14 protein-coding genes are annotated in these 17,855 nt (G+C 40.7%); 1 reads left to right on the forward strand and 13 read right to left on the reverse strand.

The features are described 5' to 3' along the window. Positions 1–198: 198 nt before the first annotated feature. From JUI58_RS24560 to JUI58_RS24620, 13 genes are all read right to left on the reverse strand, one after another. Positions 199–1,086: a sulfotransferase domain-containing protein gene (locus tag JUI58_RS24560; protein WP_204106490.1), complete on the reverse strand. Its 888-nt coding sequence runs from the start codon at positions 1,084–1,086 to the stop codon at positions 199–201. Positions 1,087–1,106: 20 nt separating this feature from the next. Beyond that, entirely contained in the window at positions 1,107–2,876 is a 1,770-nt protein-coding gene (locus tag JUI58_RS24565; RefSeq protein WP_204106491.1) for a thiamine pyrophosphate-binding protein, read from the reverse strand. Between the two features lie 30 nt (positions 2,877–2,906). Next, positions 2,907–4,265 (reverse strand): aminotransferase class III-fold pyridoxal phosphate-dependent enzyme, encoded by a 1,359-nt coding sequence (locus tag JUI58_RS24570; RefSeq protein ID WP_204106492.1) that lies wholly within the window; start codon positions 4,263–4,265, stop codon positions 2,907–2,909. Between the two features lie 67 nt (positions 4,266–4,332). Next, entirely contained in the window at positions 4,333–4,920 is a 588-nt protein-coding gene (locus JUI58_RS24575) for a chorismate pyruvate-lyase family protein (RefSeq protein WP_204106493.1), read from the reverse strand. Positions 4,921–5,013: 93 nt separating this feature from the next. After that, positions 5,014–6,783 (reverse strand): tryptophan 7-halogenase, encoded by a 1,770-nt coding sequence (locus JUI58_RS24580; protein ID WP_204106494.1) that lies wholly within the window; start codon positions 6,781–6,783, stop codon positions 5,014–5,016. 56 nt (positions 6,784–6,839) lie between these two features. Continuing rightward, complete coding sequence (locus tag JUI58_RS24585) at positions 6,840–8,036, reverse strand: thioester reductase domain-containing protein (protein ID WP_204106495.1); 1,197 nt, start codon at positions 8,034–8,036, stop codon at positions 6,840–6,842. Positions 8,037–8,108: 72 nt separating this feature from the next. Then, positions 8,109–8,798: a sulfotransferase family 2 domain-containing protein gene (locus JUI58_RS24590; RefSeq protein ID WP_204106496.1), complete on the reverse strand. Its 690-nt coding sequence runs from the start codon at positions 8,796–8,798 to the stop codon at positions 8,109–8,111. Further along, positions 8,792–10,246: a sulfotransferase gene (locus tag JUI58_RS24595; RefSeq protein WP_204106497.1), complete on the reverse strand. Its 1,455-nt coding sequence runs from the start codon at positions 10,244–10,246 to the stop codon at positions 8,792–8,794. Before JUI58_RS24595 ends, JUI58_RS24590 begins: the two co-directional genes overlap by 7 nt. 40 nt (positions 10,247–10,286) lie before the next feature. Then, on the reverse strand, positions 10,287–10,901 hold the full coding sequence (locus tag JUI58_RS24600) for a hypothetical protein (RefSeq protein ID WP_204106498.1): 615 nt from the start codon (positions 10,899–10,901) through the stop codon (positions 10,287–10,289). A 70-nt stretch (positions 10,902–10,971) separates the two neighbouring features. Then, on the reverse strand, positions 10,972–12,483 hold the full coding sequence (locus JUI58_RS24605; protein WP_204106499.1) for a cyclic nucleotide-binding domain-containing protein: 1,512 nt from the start codon (positions 12,481–12,483) through the stop codon (positions 10,972–10,974). After that, on the reverse strand, positions 12,480–13,988 hold the full coding sequence (locus JUI58_RS24610) for a cyclic nucleotide-binding domain-containing protein (RefSeq protein WP_204106500.1): 1,509 nt from the start codon (positions 13,986–13,988) through the stop codon (positions 12,480–12,482). The genes JUI58_RS24605 and JUI58_RS24610 overlap by 4 nt, the downstream gene beginning before the upstream one ends. A 134-nt stretch (positions 13,989–14,122) precedes the next feature. Next, entirely contained in the window at positions 14,123–15,121 is a 999-nt protein-coding gene (locus JUI58_RS24615) for a DnaJ C-terminal domain-containing protein (RefSeq protein ID WP_204106501.1), read from the reverse strand. A gap of 163 nt (positions 15,122–15,284) precedes the next feature. Further along, positions 15,285–16,148, reverse strand: a complete 864-nt coding sequence (locus JUI58_RS24620) for a fructosamine kinase family protein (protein ID WP_204106502.1) — start codon at positions 16,146–16,148, stop codon at positions 15,285–15,287. Positions 16,149–16,314: 166 nt separating this feature from the next. On the opposite strand from JUI58_RS24620, the gene purH reads away from it, so the two are divergent. Further along, the gene (gene purH / locus JUI58_RS24625; protein WP_204106503.1) at positions 16,315–17,841 is read left to right on the forward strand and encodes a bifunctional phosphoribosylaminoimidazolecarboxamide formyltransferase/IMP cyclohydrolase; all 1,527 of its coding nucleotides are present in this window, start codon (positions 16,315–16,317) and stop codon (positions 17,839–17,841) included. Positions 17,842–17,855: the final 14 nt, after the last annotated feature.

Raw genomic sequence — 17,855 nt, forward strand, 5'->3', positions numbered from 1 at the left:
TACGCGAACGCACTACCCCCATTATGGTTTATTGTAGTGGGAGCGTCTCGCTCCCTAGCTCTAATTATTCGGAGCAATGTTGTAAATTTGCAACTTTATCAACTCAAAACTGGAAAATTCAATGAAATCACAAAAACGCAGATAAGTCCTACAAATTGGGATATCCAGCTTCAAGACAAAGAGGGTGACAATATTCAACTACAAATTGGGATATCCAGCTTCAAGACAAAGAGGGTGACAATATTCAATGAGACGTTGAACCAGTTCGGCATCTAAGGAAGTTTTCCAACTGTCGATCTGACCTTTTCTAAAAGTCCTAGAATTGGGATTATAAATCTCTTTAACTTTGGCAGCAAGGCGATCGCCAAAGGACACCCCCAAATATAAAGCAATGCGTTCGATCGCCTGCATTTGTTTCTCGTTACTTCCTCCTCCTCCTTCCCCCACTAAATCTTCAAAGTGCAAGAATAAACAACCGGGGCGATCGCGCCATGCTAACATAGAGCGATAAACTTCGGCAAAACTTTTGATAGTGATACCTGCATTTTTTGCATAGCCACCTTCTAAAACGAAATCAACGCGATCGCTTGGCGATAAAGGTTTAATATCCTCTTCTAAAAAATGTCTAGCGGGCATTTTTCCGGTATCTAAAAAGAAGGGAATCGAGGAGGCAATAACGGCTCGAGGATCGCGGATAATAAAGACGTGATGACAGCCGATCGCCTCTAGTACGGGATGTAAAAGAGATGTTTGGGGAATATGTCCGAGAATATATTTTCCTGGCGCGATCGCCTCCAGCCAATGTTGTAAAATAGAAGGTTCGACAAACAAATCAGTTAAAGCGCCAATACTAATTCCCTCATTTAGATTGGGAGTTAGATTCTCTTTCTTTAAAGCCTTGATAACTTCGCGACGATTTAACAGAATTGGGGTTATAGATTCGGAATTATCTTCAAGATTAGGGCGATCGCTAAAATGCTCTTCATAGCCAAAAATCTCGATCGCTTTGGCTAAAAGATGAGTGCCGCTTTTGGGCAAAGAATTGATAAAAATTCTCTCTTTCAATTTCATCGTGACATCTGACATAAATGGAAAAAACAAAGATTTTAAAACATTCCCAAAGGTGACAATTCTTCAGGATCGATATGCACATCCAACACCGTCGGTCCCGAATCGTTGCAAATGGCTTCATAATCCAATTGTTCAAAGTCTTCTGGCTGGCGAATACTGTAACCTTTTGCCCCCATTGCTTGAGCCATCAAGCTAAAATCTACGGCGGGAATGGCAAAACCCAAACCATCTTTCACTACTTGGCGATGTCTTTGTTTAACCATACCGTAGGAGCGATCGTTTAAGATAATAAAAATAATCGGCAATTGTTCAGCAACAGCAACCGTAATTTCCTGTCCATTCATTAAAAAACTACCATCTCCCGTTATGCAAACAACCGGGGTTTTAGGAGTTCCCAAAGCCGTCCCCACAGACCCCCCGATCGCCCAACCCATAGCCGCCAATTCCACCGAGGAACGATAATTTTCAGGATGGGGTAAAAAGAGATAATGAAACGCCCAGACCATACAATTCCCCGTATCGATGAGAAAGCGGGTTTCTGAAGGAAAACGCTGCATGATTTCGTAAATCAATCGGGTAGGTTTAATCGGTGTTGCCTTGCTGTAATAATCATCGGGTTTTTGGACTTCGATTTGTGGGGGTTTTTCCCGAGTATTTGCTTCTGTTAATCCCTCTTTTGTCAGCAATGATTCTTCAATGGTGGCGACATTTTTCAGCCTAGTCAACAATTCTGCAAACACCGTCTCGATATTGCCATAAACGTGCAGTTGTGCCATTGGCGAACGGCTAAAATAACTATTAACATGATGAATATGCACCAATTTCTCATTTAAAAGTGCTGCATCCCAAGTTGAGGTTGACCACTGCCCCAAAGTAGTCCCCACCGCGAGAATTAAAGCCACAGATTCATCCGTTAGGGCTTGCCTGGCGCTTTGATGCCCCGCAAAGCCAAACACCCCCTTGTAGAGAGGATGATAGGGATTAACGCAAGATTTTCCCCCTTGGGTGGTGACAATTTCTGCCCCCATTAATTCAGCAAAGGCGATAATTTTTTCTGAGGCTTCTCGACAATCTTCGCCGACTAATAAAACAACTTTACGATTTTGCTGTGACGCATTCTCCAACATTTGAACCAGTTTGGCGATCGCCCCTAAGTCTGCAAAGGTAGGTTGCGCTAATAACTGACGAATGTGAGGATAGCTTATTGCATCGGGAGCCGGGGCGCGAAACACATCCACGGGAACGCTGAGATGTACGGGGCCTGGGGGAGATTGCCAAGCGTGTTTCAAAGCTGCAATAAGTTTATGTTCTAATTGTTTGGGATGGGTGATAACACTATTGTAACGAGTGCATTTGTCAAACATTCTGGCAGTATCCAGCCAATCTGGAGAGGATTCTTGGAATGCACCGACTCCAAATTTAGGTAATAGGGTTTGGCCTGTGATCGCTAAGATGGGGATATGGTCGCTGTAGGCTGATGCAACCCCGGTGATGAGATTGGTTGCCCCTGGCCCTGTGGTGGCACAGCAAACGCCGAGTTTCCCTGTTTCTCGGGCATACCCGTCGGCCATCGCAGCAGCCCCACTTTCTTGACGAGAGAGAATTGCCCGCATTCCCCCCCGGCGATCGCTGCGTTCGAGGGCTTCATAGAGAGGTGCAATATGTCCCCCCGGTACGCCGAAGACATATTCAACTCCCAATAGTTCTAAATAATCGACAACAAGATCGCTCAGTTGTCTGGGGGGGTCGTTTGGATTGGGAGTTTGAGTGATATTTTTTGTTTGGGGTATTATTTGGGCTGTCATGGCCGTTGTTCCTAATTTTTTAATCTTTAATTATTCGACACAAACCAGATTGAGGGATTGTTTGACTTGGGCGATCGTTGCTGCCAAAATTTCTACGAGTTCGTCGCATTCCCTTTCCGTAATAACAAAAGGAGGAGAAATTAAGATGTGATCGCCATCCTTACCGATACCGGTGCCGTTTCTACCGCGAATAATTAGTCCGTTGTCTAAAGCTGTTTTAACGATTGTTTTCGTAAGTTGCTTGTTAAAAGGAAAAGGCTGGTGAGTGACGCGATCGCGCACGAATTCAACGCCAATTAATAAGCCTTTGCCCCTCACATCGCCAATTAAGGGTTCGCGATCGGCAAGTTCTGTTAATTTTTGTTTCAGGTACTCTCCCCTCGCGGCACATTGCTCAATTAAGTTATGTTTGGCAATATAATTTTGTACGGCTAGGGCAGCCGCACAACTGATAGGGTGTCCCGCGTAGGTAAAAGAGGTGGGAATGACTTTGCGCGTGCCATTTTTTAAAGTCGTCCAAACGCGATCGTGCAGAATCACCGCACCAATGGGGGCATAACCGCTACTCAAGGCTTTGGTGGCAGAGATTATATCAGGAATTGCGTCCCAATGTTCGATGCCAAAGTTTTTCCCCGTCCGTCCAAACCCCGTAACGATCTCTTCTGCAATAAAGAGAATGTCATAAGCATCGCAGATTTCGCGAATTTTTTCGTAATAGCCCGGAGGTGGAACAATAGCACTACCTGCCCCTCCGATAATAGGTTCGGCAATAAATGCGGCGATGGTATCGGGATTTTCTTGTTCTAAGGTTGTGGCGAGATCCTCCGCACAAGCAAGTTGGCAGTTAGGATAAGTTAGTTTATAAGGACATTGATAACAGTGAGGGACTTGAATATGAGGAAAGTCGAAATTATAAACCAGTTCTTTCCGGACAAACATACTCCCAGACATGGCGAGAGTCGCACTGGTACGTCCGTGATAACTGTGCCAGCGTCCGATAATCCTCTGTTTTTTCGGTTTTCCTCGTTCTTTATAGTAATATTGGGCGAGTTGGCTGGCAATTTCATTAGCAGTTGAACCTCCCGTAGCAAAGGCAATTCGGTTCATTCCTACTGGTGCCATTGCCGCGATCGCCTCTGCCAAAAGTTCTTGAACTTCGGTGGTAAACTGAGCCTTATTCGCAAAGCAAAGTTTCTTGGCTTGTTCTGCCATTGCCTCACCTATTTCCTCAACCCCATGTCCGATGGAAACAACATGAGTTCCTCCAATTCCATCTAAATAGCGTTTGCCTTCAGAGTCATAAACATAAACGCCTTTACCGCTTTCTAAGACTGGATATGAGTTATTTAAACCCATCGCGTAAAAAACATGAGATTCGGCTTTTTCCATTGAATTATCTCTCTCTTAAAAAATTGACTAGCAAAATAATAGGTCTAAGTTGTACTCGAATCGTGAGTTAGATGCGGAAGTAAGTTTCGGGAAACTTTTCTGTAATCATCATCACCGGTTGACGGTTGGTAAAGACAATATAAGTTCTAAAGAGAATCTTATCGTCTTTTTCGACCAGAAAATAATCCGCTAACTGTCCAGTGGGTTCTTTACCTGAGTCTATTATTTCTTTAAAAGTTTCAACTTTGTATTGCAACCAAAGTTTACCAATTGGAGTTTTCGACTTCAATAAATCATCTTGAAATCTTTCTTCGAGTCTTTCTGGGACAATAACAGATTCAGCATAGAGGAAATTTTTGTGGCTAATTTTACCCTGGAGCAAGATTTTTCGTTCTATTATTGACGTTCCTTTCTGTAATTTTAACGCAGGAATATCGTTATGACTGGAAACTAAGTCTTCAGCTAGTTTTACGATCTTCATGTTTTCCAACAAATAAGCCTCTAGCATTTCCGTAACTGTCCCATCTGTGGTCAGTAACACTCTTTGAAAGGTGCTGAGACTTGAAGGTTCTATGTGACTCCTTTTCAAGGATTGATCTAAATCTGCCCTCATTAAGTTGCCATTTGAGCTAATCTCTAGGTCTTGTGCTTGCATTTTTTTGCCCTCATTAATTAAATTAAACTAATTCTTTTCAACATCCTTAAATCTAATCTATTTTCATAATTAAATTTAAGGATATTCTGCTATCTAAAGGCAAAGGGTTTCTTTTTCCTGCTTGGTATCTAAAAATTGCCGTTCTAATTCTAGTATTGTGATGCTAAAATTGCTTTGCAGAGGATCGAGAATTCGCTGCAAATCTCTAGGGGATGATTTCGGTTTAAATAATCCTCCTTTCTCCCATTCATTGGGATCTAAGCTAATTGCCCAAGCATTTAACCATCCCGCAGACAATACTTTATTTAACTGTTCTGGCATAATATCGGCAATGGCGATGATAAAGATTGCTTGAGCCAATTCTTCAAATATTTCGATATTGGCAAGATGATCCTGAATGAGTTCTTCTTCTGAACGGTTTAATTGTAAATTTCGTTCTCTCAGTTCTTTGACAAAAGGAAGTGCTAAATAATCAACAAATCCAAAAGAAATCTTTCCAGAAGATTTTTCTGACCAATCTCGAAAGAAATGTTGCACTCGATTTGTCAATAGGAAAAATTGTCCCGATTTACTATAGACTTTATTCCTTTTTTGAGAATCCAAGTAAATATCGCTAAACATTAAGGGGGCGCTAAATGACCATGCGGCTAGAGTATCCCAAATCACTTTCATTGTCCCCACTAAACCATTTCCTAAACAGTGATACATTGTCTGAATACTTTTGGTGATACTCTTTTGATAGATCAAGAAAAATCGGTTGGCTGCATTGACGGTTTTTTCTGTGAGTTGACCCTGGCGATCGAGTTCGATCATATTGACAATTGAGGAATTAGCAAACCCGATAAAGTCTGTTGCTGGAGAATAAAATGGATCTGGAAATGTAGCTGCATCCCCAATACAAGCCCAACGATCGAAAGAAAATATCTTGTCTGATGTATAACTATATTTTGGCATTTTCATGAACTTTTTCGGTGTTTTTCCGGTCAGACAAGATGCTAAAATAGGTTCATGTTTAGTCAACCATTGCGAGGCTTTTTCGTAGCTATGATAAGACTCAAAGGAATGATAATCTTCATGGGCAACAATGCCAATACTGGTTGCACCTGTTGAGAGGGGAATAATCCAAATCCAATAACCATCCCCGCAGAGATGATTGGTGGAAAAATAGCGGTTCTTTTCGGGGACGCGATCGTGCCACTCTTGTTCGTTTTGAGAGACAAAATCAGTGACATCAAGACGACCATCGACCCAAAACCACGAGGCATTATAGCGATCGTTATTAGGTTGTGCTAAACCGAGTTTCTTTTGTAGAAACCGACGACGACCCATTGAATCAATGACCCATTTAGCTTTTACTATTCCTGTTTCTTTCGTATCTATTTTACTGTAGGTGATTTGGTGCAGATCTCCATTATTCTCAGCCAGATTAATCTCTTTAACTGAACAGTTTTCTAATAACTCAACACCATCTTCACTGTTAAACTTCCTCAGATCGTTTTCTAGCTTTCCGCGATCGACTTGATAAGATTCTGGTGCATGAAATCGCGATAATCCTAGTTCTGGTCTTTTCTGAAATGCGTCGCATCCATCGCCGAAAAAGTAGCGAATTCCCAGTTTAGGATAATGATTCTTTTCGAGATAGTCTTTGAGATGAATAATATTAGCAAGATAACAAGCACCCACTTCTACAGTAGATTCTCCAACTTTGAAAGCAATTTCGGGTAAAGGACGATTGAGTTTATCAATGGTTAATATAGATAGATCGGGAATGGTTTGCTTTAATTGTCTGGCTAAAGTTAACCCTGCTAAACCGGCACCGCAAATTACAACATCGTAGGTTTTATCGTTCTTTTTATCGTTCATGATTAATCTCTTTCGGTTCGAGGTGTTTAAGATAGAAAAAAACAGGAGCTAGATCGCTAACAACGATCTAAAGCAGGGATATATCCACTCTTTTGAAAATAGGAAAAGTAGGTGGATAATAGTTGTCGATCTACAGGGGGACAAACAATTGATGTTTCAACTAACCCGGTTCGAGTCTGGTGGGTGTCAAACAGAGGTTTTTGAGAAGAAAACAATTTAATTGACGGTCCGAAAAATAGTCGAGAAACCGAGTATAATTCTTTGTCATTGTGGCTTTTAGCATAACTTTTAAGATTATTGAGCCATTGGTTATAACTCGTCTCTTCTAAATCATAACCTAAAGTTTGTATTCCGTCGATCAAATTTCCCCAAGCAATAGGTTGAGGATTGAGGATATGAAAGATTTTGTCCAATGATTTTTTTTGCTGAGATAAATAAACGATCGCCTGACTAACATAATCAACGGGGACAATATCAATTGTAGTTTCTACAGCCGGAAATTGTCTGATGGTAATACAGGCTTTAAGAACCAGATATAATAGGTCTTTAAGGTTATTAATAATGCCTGTTTTACTATCTCCCATGATTCTCCCAGGTCTATAAATACAAGCAGGTAATCCTCTATTTTTAGCCGTTATTATTAATTGTTCTGCAACCCATTTGCTTTGCTTGTACCCCCCTTTAAGGTTTTCAGCTTGTGGACTATCTGTTTCTTTAATCAAGTTATTGGGAGAATGATTAGTGCCAAAAAAAACGCCCACAGTGGAAATAAAATGAACGGGTTTAGTTTTGCAATGACCCGCTAAACGAAGAACTTCTTGAGTTCCTAGCACATTGGTTGGTTTCAGGGTAGAGTAAGGGTAGAATGAATTGACCCATGCACCGTTATGGTAGATTACATCAATGCGATCGCCTAATTTTTTAAACTGTTCTTGAGATAAACCTAAGAAAGGTTTAGACAAATCTCCCATTACAGGAATAATGCGCGAAGGCAACTCTTCTTCCCACAATAAATAGCTATCTAGTCCGGCTTTAATGCGCTCTTTTCCTACTTCAAAATCACTACAACGAACCAAACAATAAATTTTGGCTTGGGTTTTTTGAAGCAGTTCCTTGAGCAAATAAGACCCTAGAAATCCAGTTGCTCCTGTTAAAAGAATAGATTGAGGTTGCAGCCAATACTCGCAAAAAAAGTCATCAAAACTAATACTTGGATCGAGTACAGCTTCTGTTTGTAAGTTGAGTGATTCCATCGAGTGCTTACTAGGGAGTGCTGAATCATTATAAGAGCCATTACTTTCAGTTTAATCCATACCGCTATTTTGTCAAGTAATATTAATATTGTTTTTATAATTTCTCTCCTCATTAAAATCATAACCAAATAATTGAATATCTTCCTCAAATTGTTCTGCGACTAATTTCCTAGTTTTCTCATTGTAATATTCCCGATAATCTCTTTGAGTATGACTCGATCGATTGACATGAGGTAAACTAGCTTGAAGATTAAGAACGTTACAAACTGCTTGAAAATCTTGTGCTAAATCTTCATATCGTCCAATAAAATCAACGATTATTTCTCCATTTGTGTCGGTTATATTATCTTTTTGTAGTTTAGGAGTTCCCATTGGATAGGGCTTTTTCGTTATTGCGACCCATTCTAGGTATTCTTCAAAAGTTACCCAAGGTCTGTTATTTTCATAAATCTTTTCTTTAATCATAAAGTTGTACATCGATACTTGCCAACTCCAAGGATTTCTAACAAAGGCAAACTTATAAAAATCATTATAAATTTCTGGAGATAATTCTTTTTTAGCATCTTTAGCTTTTGCGTGCCAAAATGAGTTAAACCACATTTCATAAAGTGGGTTAGGTTTCCCTTTTAACATTTTGGGAGGGCGAGCTATTTTGAATTTATCGGGTTCTTGGGCATAGTCTTTTAGTGCTTCTCTGATGCTAGTTCCAGCTACTTTGGCGACATGAAAGAAAATGAATTTGTGGGTGTAAGAAATTAACATAAATTTTCGCTTTCTACCAGATTAATAAGAGGTTCTACCAAGGGCATAATTTCGGCAATTTCCTGTTCATTTTTCCGCCATTTATCGGGAGATGGTTGAGAAAAACTCATACGAGAAATGGGCAAAGATTGAGAAACGATCGCCTCTATCTTTTCGTCCCAAGATAATCCTGCAAATTCCTTGATTTTGGTGATTGTTTCTTTGGGGTGATTAACGAGATCGTTATAACGAATGCTACACCAATCAGATCGAGGTAGAGTCTTTAGGTCTTCTATAATACAAGCGTTGGTTGTTTTCCACTGATAAGCGGCAATTTCAGCCAAAGAAGACTCCTTTAAATGTTCCCATCCAGGGATCAACAGAAAACTCCAATCTCGATAAGGCCATCCTGGAAGGGATGGATAGGCAATAAAACGACGCGATCGCCATCCCTCTATCATGCTACTAATATTGGCTCGCGGTTCCCGGTAAAGAAAGATAAACAGCGCATCGGGAAAAACTGCTTTGAGAAAGGAGACTCGCAAGGCATTTCTGGGGGTTTTCTCCAGAAAGCGCAGTTTATTGGGACGCTCCTCAATCGGTAAATTAAGATATGCTGTTTTAGCGCGATCGCGTAATTGTCGAGCAAATCCTTCTTGTAATGCTAGGGTAATAGAGGAATTATTCTCTTTCTCAGTTAAACGATTAGAACAATAATCTCGATAGGCTGGATGAAGTTCTGGAATTGCTTCGATAATATCATGGCTTTCCGTACCGAGACTCCAGAGTTCTGCAAACTGAGAGAGAGTCTCAAATAAAAGCGTACTGCCTGCTCTGGGTGCGGAGACAATAAAGATAGGGCGATCGAATTCTGGGAGAGGGAAATCTTCTTCAATTTGTTTGAGGGCAAGACTTTTTTGTAAGGTCTGAGTAAACTCTTCTAAGTTCTGTAACTCTAAAGGAAGACGAGTCCAGACTTTCTCTGGAGTGTTAGGGGTTGTAAAGAAGTCTAAAAACCTTGCGGTATCGGGCAGTTGTTCCTTCTGAGGCGTATCCGCGACCCGATAGCGGGCATCCCAGTGCAGTTCCGGTTTGACTCCCAGTTTAAGCCTTGCTAATAGTCGCAAATTTATCGATCTTGAGTGAGGTGTTTTAGGGACTGACAGGATTGAGGCGATCGCCTCAATTGCTTTTGTCCCATCACTCAACTCCGGGAGCCATTTTTTAAACTTAACAGCAATCTGCTCTTGAAAACCGATGATTAAGTCTCGATAACTCAACTCTCCACGGTAGCTATACCCGAAGCAAGCAAATGTTCTTTCCCAATCGCACTTAAATAGAGCGAGAGATTCAGCAAGGATTGCTAATTCAGTCTGAGGCATTTCAGCGCTTTTAGCTTCAGCAAGAATATCTGCACTGAGATTGACTATCTCTTGCGTTGTTAACACATTCAAGGAATTTGCTGCCATACAACTTTACAAAAATTTAATAGATCCTCGCGATCGCCATTCATTCTTTTTCCAAAATACCAACAATTGTCCGCACCAAAATTTCTAGGTCATCGGGAACCCGGAACGAGCGCACATCTTGTTCAATTTTACGCTCTTCTTTGTCCAAAGTTCCAAAAATCCAGATATCACCAATGGTAACAGCACCATAGAGAAATTGTAAACTCGAGTCCCACTCTGACAAAGCAATGAGTTCTACCGACAGTTGAGTAAATCCTCGCGTTAAATTATCATTTTTTGCTTCAATGACGAGGAGTTGATTTCGGCTTCGCAATAAATAATCAAGAGAGCCTTTCAGTCTATTATTAACCTGTAGCGGATATTCAATTCTTAACTGACATTGACAATAGCGTGCAATATCTAAAAGAACGGGAGCAATGAGGGTTTCTCGTCGTGCGGCTTCGCTACTGAGACGAATTAAAGGTAACGTTTCTTCAATTCGTTGCTGAAGTTCTCTGATTTTTCCTAAAGCGCGATCGCTCTTGGGTAGCGATAATCTTTTACGAGCAAAACTATAATCGAACTCAGCCAGAATATCCTCCGACTCGTAGGGTAATTCAAAATAAGAGCGAAATGTATAGGCTCGATCCGCTTGCAAAATGGAAGGTTTGGACATTGTTATTATAATGCAACGCAAAGATTTAACTATTAACTATTCTTCCCGAACTTGCCGAAATTATTTAGGTTTAGGGTAAATCAATTTCAGGTTCTGAGGGCGATCGCTCCAACGGAGAAGAAGTTTCTAGTGCAGAGCGATTTTCTGGCATACTACCAAACAGTTTAGTTAAGCGCTTGCGAACCCATGTTACCGGGTTGCGATCGTCTTCCTCGTCATCTACTAACCCCATTTCTCGCAGTTCTCTTTGACGTTTTGCTAATTCATCCCGGCGATCGCATAATTGTTGTACGATTTCTTCTTGCAAGGCTGGCTGTTCTTCTAAAAGTCTTTTGAAGCCTTGATTATTAATAAAAAATACCGTAGTTTTCTCTAAAGCCCTTACTGAAGCCGTGCGCGGAATGCCCAACAACAGAGACAATTCACCAAAGAAACTCCCCGTGTTTAACGTTGCTAAAGTTTTCCCCATTTTTTCAGTAAAAATTTCCACAGTACCCGATAAAATTACATAAAACGCATCGCCATAATCTCCTTCTCGAAACAGCACTTCTGAAGCCTCTAAATTTTTGCGATAGCCATATTCTATTAATCTTCTTAATTCGAGTTCATTAAAGTTCTGAAAATACTCAACCTTTTTGAGATGATCTTTAATGTAAAGAGAACTATTTTTACGAACCGAACTCAGGAATAGTTTTGAACCTTGCACATTTTCTCGATGTTTTTTGGGATCGTCTCCCAACATATAAACCTTGCGCTCATTATCATCGGGAAAGTAAATCCCTGCTTGTCGTAAAGTATATTCAACGGTATAATTGATCGAACTTTGTGCCTCTTTAAACAGGGTAAAATCTTCGAGCCAAAAAATTAACTCGAAGTGGAAAAAGCCATCGCAATAGCCATTAAAGAATACTTTTGGCGATCGCTGATTTGAGATCAACGGATCTCGTGAAGCTGAATCAATGAGAATTTCTGTTACCAGTAAAGGATTGTATTCTGGTTCGATAGTAATAGCAATGGAACTATAGCCTCCATTTTTAGATTCATGAGTCCAATTCGTGAGTTTATTCTCAATTAAACTGCCATTGGGGATAACAACATTTTGACCAAGAGGTGTTCTAATGGTCGTTGTGCGTAAAGAAATTTCGTGAATATTGCCTTGAACTTCTTCAAATTCGATAAAGTCACCAACTTTTAATTTCCGTTCTAAGAGAATAGTTATACCACTAATAAAATTATTGGTAATTTGTTGTAAACCAAAACCAATCCCAACCCCTAAACCTCCAATAATCACAACGATAGAAGAAAAATCAAATCCCATTGTTTGCACAATGAAGATAAAACCAAAACCCCCCATCAAATAACTAATTAATATAGAAATTGAAGCTCTAATTCCCGCGTCAATTTTAAATCTGGTTAGAATTCGCTTTTCTAATAAATATCTCGTCGTTCTGGAAAGAAATAAAACCAAGAAAACTGCCAGAGAAATCTGGAAAATTGTAATCAGAGAAAATTCAGTATTACCTAACTTAAATAGGCGAATTGAAAAAATAGATTCAAAATATTGAAGGAGTGTTTCAATCATACTTTCTTTGGCGATTTCTTGACTGCAATCTGTGAATAAAGATTCTCCTGTTCCTCTTCAGCTTGAGTACCAAAAAGATTGTTTAAACGGTTGCGAACCCAGGATACGGGGTTGCGATCGTCTTCCTCATCATCAACTAAACCCATCTTCCGCAATTCCGCTTGACGCTGTTGCAGTTCTTCTTGGTGCGTACTGAGTTGTCGAATAATTTCCTCTTGCAATTTTGGCTGTTCTTTAATAATTTGTTTAAATCCTTGACTATTGATAATAAATAAGGTGGTTTGTTCTAAAATCCTTACGGATGCGGTTCTCGGAATACCTAATAATAAGGAAAGTTCCCCCAAAAAATCTCCAGCTTTTAAAGTTACTAAAGTTTTATCAAGTTTTTCGATAAAAACCTCAACCGAACCGGAAAGAATCACATAGAAAGCATTACCGGGATCGCCTTCTCGGAATAAAATTTCCGTAGGAGCGAATTCTTTTCGATAGCCATATTCTATCAATTTTCTTAATTCTAGTTCATTAAAATTCTGAAAATATTCAACTTTTTGCAAATAATCCCTAATATAAAGTTTGGTGTTTTGGCCATCCAGACTGATTTGTGATTCTTCAGTTTTGCCATTTAAAGGATCGTAAACGAGAACAATTCTACGCTCACTATCATCAGGAAATTGAACTTCTGCTTTCCGTAAATTATATTCAACGGTATAATTTAAAGAACTTTTTACTTTCTTAAAATCATTAATATTCTCAACCCAAACTGCTAATTGGAATTCAAATAAGCCATCATCAGAACCATTGAAAAAAACCTGTGGAGGGCGTTTCTGAGAGATCGATGAATCCATATGAGCCGATTCTAGTAAAATTTCAGTTACAAATAAAGGATTATTTTCTGCATCAACACAAACATTAATTGAAATATAACTTCCCTCTTTATCAGAAGTGCGATTGGTCAATTTATTTTCAAGTAAAATACCATTGGGAATAATAATATTTTCACCCAAAAAGGTTTTAATTGTTGTCGTTCGGAGAGAAATTTCTTGAATTCTTCCTTGAATTTCTTCAAATTCGACAACATCACCAATATTCAGTTTTCTTTCCAGAAGAATTGTAATCCCACTAATAAAGTTTTTGGTAATATCCTGTAAACCAAAACCAATCCCAACTCCCAAACCACCGATAATAACAGTAATAGAGGAAAAATCTAGCCCCACTGTTTGCAGAACAATCAGAAAGCCAAAACCTCCAATCAAGTAGCTGGCTAAGATCGAAATTGATGCTCTCGATCCTGTATCGAGATTAAATTTAGCCAGAATTCGTTTCTCTAATAAATTCCTAGCCGTGCGGGTAACAAAGATAACTAAAATAGCAGAAACGGAAAACCTTAAAATTGTTAGTAAGGAAACCGAAACATCTCCAATTTTAAATAAAGTCAGTGAAAAGATAGATTGAAGATAATGAAAAATCCCTTCAATCATTCCATCTTGAATAGCTACCTCAATCATTCTCTCCTCGATCGCCTTAATCTAGAATGCTAGTATCATATCATTGTTCATCATTGTTCAAACCTATTTTTTGACTGTGACTGTTTTTTAGGTGATATTTTTCAAAGATCGCTTTAAGATGATTTTTTAGATTTCTATAATTTAATATTGCTTAAGTGAGAACGAGGATTATTGTTTCTAACATTGCGAATTTTTTCATAGTATTCCCGCTCTAGAGAACTGGGATTTTTCGGCGTAGCAATGAGGATTTTGACCATTTGATCCGTCCGTCCACCTTTGGCAGCAATCCAACCCTTTCCTCGCAAACGTAAGGTTTGTCCGGAACGAATGCCCGCCGGAACCTTCATTGTCACCGCACCGTCGGGGGTGGGAATTTCGACGGATGCACCTAAAACCGCTTCATCAGGAGCAATAGGCAATTCACAGGTTAAATTATCACCCTCAAATTGAAAAAAGGTATGGGGTTCGAGTTCTACATTCAAATATAAATCTCCTCGCTTCTGTAGGAAACTGTCCAATTGTCCTTTTCCTTTGACTCTGATTCGGCTACCGGGTTTTGCACCGGGAGGAATGCGAACATCAATGGTTTCTCCCGCTAGGTTTAAACGCTTCTGGGTACCGCGAAAGGCTTCTGAGAAAGTGAGGCGAATACTGGCTTCCTTGTCGCTAGAAAGGGGTTGTTCGTTAAAGCCGCTTTGAAATCCACTCGAGGTTCTGTAGTTATTTTGCGGTCTTGGGGTGGTGGTGGTGCGATAAGTGCGCGATCGCGTGCTTCCACCTCCCAAACCTCCTAATAAATCGTTGATAAATTCTTCAAAACTACCATATTGACCAAAATCAAAATTACCAAAATCGGCGGGAGTGCGTCCGAAACCCCCACCGGAGGTCGCGGTACCGGCTTGTCGCCAATATTGCCCAAATTGGTCATATTTCTTGCGTTTGTCGGGATCGGAGAGAACTTCGTAGGCTTCACTGATTTCTTTAAAACGAGCTTCTGCTTTTTGATCGCCGGGGTTGCGATCGGGATGATATTTAAGCGCGAGTTTGCGAAAGGATTTTTTAATCTCCTCTGCACTTGATGTTTTGCTCACCCCGAGGATGGCGTAATAGTCTTTGAAGTCAGTCGATGCCATCAACAGCAGTCTCCTCTTAAAGATGTTTTAATATGGAACTTCTTGTCTATCTGCTGGCAACTCGCGATCGCCCCTCGAGTTTTCGCAGATGTTAACAGCATTAAGAATAACAAAATTAGGGAGATGATGAAGTTCGGTTCTCTGGGTAATTTGCCAAACGGTCTTAGGATAAAAGTCTAGTAATGGTTTTGCTGCCCTGATCTTCGTAGCCGCCACCAAACAAATTAAAATGGTTGAGAACGTGATAAAGATTATAGAGAGACTTGCGCCCTTCGTAGCCGCGATCGAGGGGCCAGGTTTGATTGTAACCGCGATAAAAGGCGGCGGGAAAGCCTCCGAAGAGTTCTGTCATGGCGAGATCAACTTCGCGATCGCCCCAATATGTCGCTGGATCTAAAATGACGGGTTCCCCCTCTACGGTACAGGCTGCATTCCCTGACCAGAGATCGCCGTGAACAAGGGAGGGTTGGGGCTGCCAGGATGCTAAAATTTCTTTTACTCTGGTGACAACTTGTTCAGTATTGGGAAATTTTCCACCGCGTCGTTTAGCGAGACGTAGCTGAAAGCCGATGCGCTGTTCGGCAAAAAACTGCCCCCAATTTTCACTCCAAGGATTCATTTGGGGGGTAGAACCGATGGTATTATTGCGAGTCCAACCAAAGCGATCGCTTGCTTGGCTTTGATGCAGGTTGGCGAGGTGTTTTCCCATCAATTCCCAACTGCGGCTATCCCCTCGTCCAAATTCCAGCCATTCCATGACAATAAAACTATTTTCTCCCGTGATGCCGCAGCACAGGGGCTGAGGAATGCGAATAGTTTGGGTATCATACATTTGCTGTAACCCCAAATATTCTGCTGCAAACATCTCAATTTGGTTGGCTTGATTAATTTTGACGAAGTAGTGGCGATCGCGATCGCTAATGCAATAGCTTTGGTTGATAGAGCCACCGCCGATCGAACGATGAGCGGTAATCTCAAAGGATTCTCCTGTTGTTTCTGAGATTTTTGCGGCAATTTCTTTCCACATTATTTTATTTTAATCTTTACAACAAGGTAACTCAAATATTGCAAAAGTTGCTGTCAGCGTCGATTTTTGCGATCGCCGTCAGGAAAATCTCTAGATTTTGTTTATGAGGATTGACAAAAATGTGCGAGATAATAATCGAGGGTTATCGAGATTGGAGAGAAATTTGATGGGAAAACTAGCACTGCTGAGTGTTTCTGATAAAACTGGAATTGTTGAATTTGCCCGCCAGTTGGTTGATGAGTTTGACTTTGAACTCCTCAGTAGTGGAGGCACCGCTAAGGTGATTCAAGATGCGGGTATTCCTGTTACTAAAGTTAGCGACTATACGCGATCGCCGGAAATTTTGGGCGGTAGGGTGAAAACGCTGCATCCTCGCATTCACGGGGGAATTTTAGCACGTCGAGATCTTCCCCAAGATTTGCAAGAATTAGAAGCTAATGAAATTCGCCCTTTTGATTTAGTTGTGGTTAATCTTTATCCTTTTGCAGACACTATTGCTAAAGCTGATGTTACTGTTGCAGAAGCAATTGAAAAGATTGATATTGGCGGTCCTACTTTACTGCGGGCGGCGGCAAAAAACTATGCACATTTAACGGTTTTATGCAACTGCGATCGCTACGAAGATTATCTACAAGAACTCCGCAAAAATAGCGGGGAAATCTCTCTAGAATTTCGCCAAAAAAGGGCGATGGAAGGGTTTATGATGACCGCAGCTTACGATAGCGCCATCTCGACTTATTTTGCAGAATTAAATGCAACGGAAGCACCTTTTTCTCTCTTTGCAGAACCGATGCAAACCCTGCGTTATGGAGAAAATCCCCATCAAAAAGCAACTTGGTATCAAACAGGAGAACAAGGCTGGACGAGGGCAGAAAAATTACAAGGAAAAGAACTCAGTTACAACAATTTAGTTGATTTAGAAGCAGCCAGACGCATTATTAAGGAATTTACAGTTGAACCTGCTGCTGCTGTTTTAAAACATACCAATCCTTGCGGCGTTGCGATCGCAGCAACTTTAGCGGAGGCTTATGAAAAGGCATTTAATGCGGACTCTATTTCTGCTTTTGGTGGCATTGTCGCCCTGAATCAACCCATTGATGTTCCTACAGCAAAAGCATTGAAAACAACGTTTTTAGAATGCGTTGTCGCCCCTGGTTGCGATGCAGAAGCAAAAGCAATTCTCGGCAAAAAATCTAAATTACGAGTGTTAATTCTACCGAACTTTAATGAAGGGGCATTGACAACTGCTAAAATTATTGCTGGGGGGGTTTTAGTACAAGCCGCCGATGAAATTGTAGACGATCGCGACAGTTGGGCGATCGTCACAGAAAAGCAACCCAGCGAGGCAGAATTAGCCGAAATGTTGTTTGCTTGGAAAGTTGCCAAGCACGTTAAATCAAATGGCATTGTTATTACTCGCGATCGCGTTACCGTGGGAGTGGGTGCAGGACAAATGAATCGTGTTGGTGCCGCTAAAATCGCCCTAGAACAAGCCGGAGAAGCCACACAAGGTGCTTGTCTTGCCAGTGATGGTTTCTTCCCCTTTGATGATAGTGTGAAGGCTGCTGCTGCTGCCGGAATTAAAACAATTATTCAACCTGGTGGTTCAATGCGAGATAAGGACTCTATTGCTGCTGCAAATGAGTTAGGATTGGTGATGGTTCTCACCGGAATTCGTCACTTTTTGCATTAAATTTCAAGAGGCAA

It is taken from the genome of Spirulina sp. CCY15215 (assembly GCF_016888125.1).
Classification (GTDB): Bacteria; Cyanobacteriota; Cyanobacteriia; order Cyanobacteriales; family Spirulinaceae; genus CCY15215.

Coding starts and splice junctions, on each gene's coding strand:
- JUI58_RS24560 (WP_204106490.1), bottom strand. CDS start 1,086: ATGTCAGATGTCACGATGAAATTGAAAGAGAGAATTTTTATCAATTCT.
- JUI58_RS24565 (WP_204106491.1), bottom strand. CDS start 2,876: ATGACAGCCCAAATAATACCCCAAACAAAAAATATCACTCAAACTCCC.
- JUI58_RS24570 (WP_204106492.1), bottom strand. CDS start 4,265: ATGGAAAAAGCCGAATCTCATGTTTTTTACGCGATGGGTTTAAATAAC.
- JUI58_RS24575 (WP_204106493.1), bottom strand. CDS start 4,920: ATGCAAGCACAAGACCTAGAGATTAGCTCAAATGGCAACTTAATGAGG.
- JUI58_RS24580 (WP_204106494.1), bottom strand. CDS start 6,783: ATGAACGATAAAAAGAACGATAAAACCTACGATGTTGTAATTTGCGGT.
- JUI58_RS24585 (WP_204106495.1), bottom strand. CDS start 8,036: ATGGAATCACTCAACTTACAAACAGAAGCTGTACTCGATCCAAGTATT.
- JUI58_RS24590 (WP_204106496.1), bottom strand. CDS start 8,798: ATGTTAATTTCTTACACCCACAAATTCATTTTCTTTCATGTCGCCAAA.
- JUI58_RS24595 (WP_204106497.1), bottom strand. CDS start 10,246: ATGGCAGCAAATTCCTTGAATGTGTTAACAACGCAAGAGATAGTCAAT.
- JUI58_RS24600 (WP_204106498.1), bottom strand. CDS start 10,901: ATGTCCAAACCTTCCATTTTGCAAGCGGATCGAGCCTATACATTTCGC.
- JUI58_RS24605 (WP_204106499.1), bottom strand. CDS start 12,483: ATGATTGAAACACTCCTTCAATATTTTGAATCTATTTTTTCAATTCGC.
- JUI58_RS24610 (WP_204106500.1), bottom strand. CDS start 13,988: ATGATTGAGGTAGCTATTCAAGATGGAATGATTGAAGGGATTTTTCAT.
- JUI58_RS24615 (WP_204106501.1), bottom strand. CDS start 15,121: ATGGCATCGACTGACTTCAAAGACTATTACGCCATCCTCGGGGTGAGC.
- JUI58_RS24620 (WP_204106502.1), bottom strand. CDS start 16,148: ATGTGGAAAGAAATTGCCGCAAAAATCTCAGAAACAACAGGAGAATCC.
- purH (WP_204106503.1), top strand. CDS start 16,315: ATGGGAAAACTAGCACTGCTGAGTGTTTCTGATAAAACTGGAATTGTT.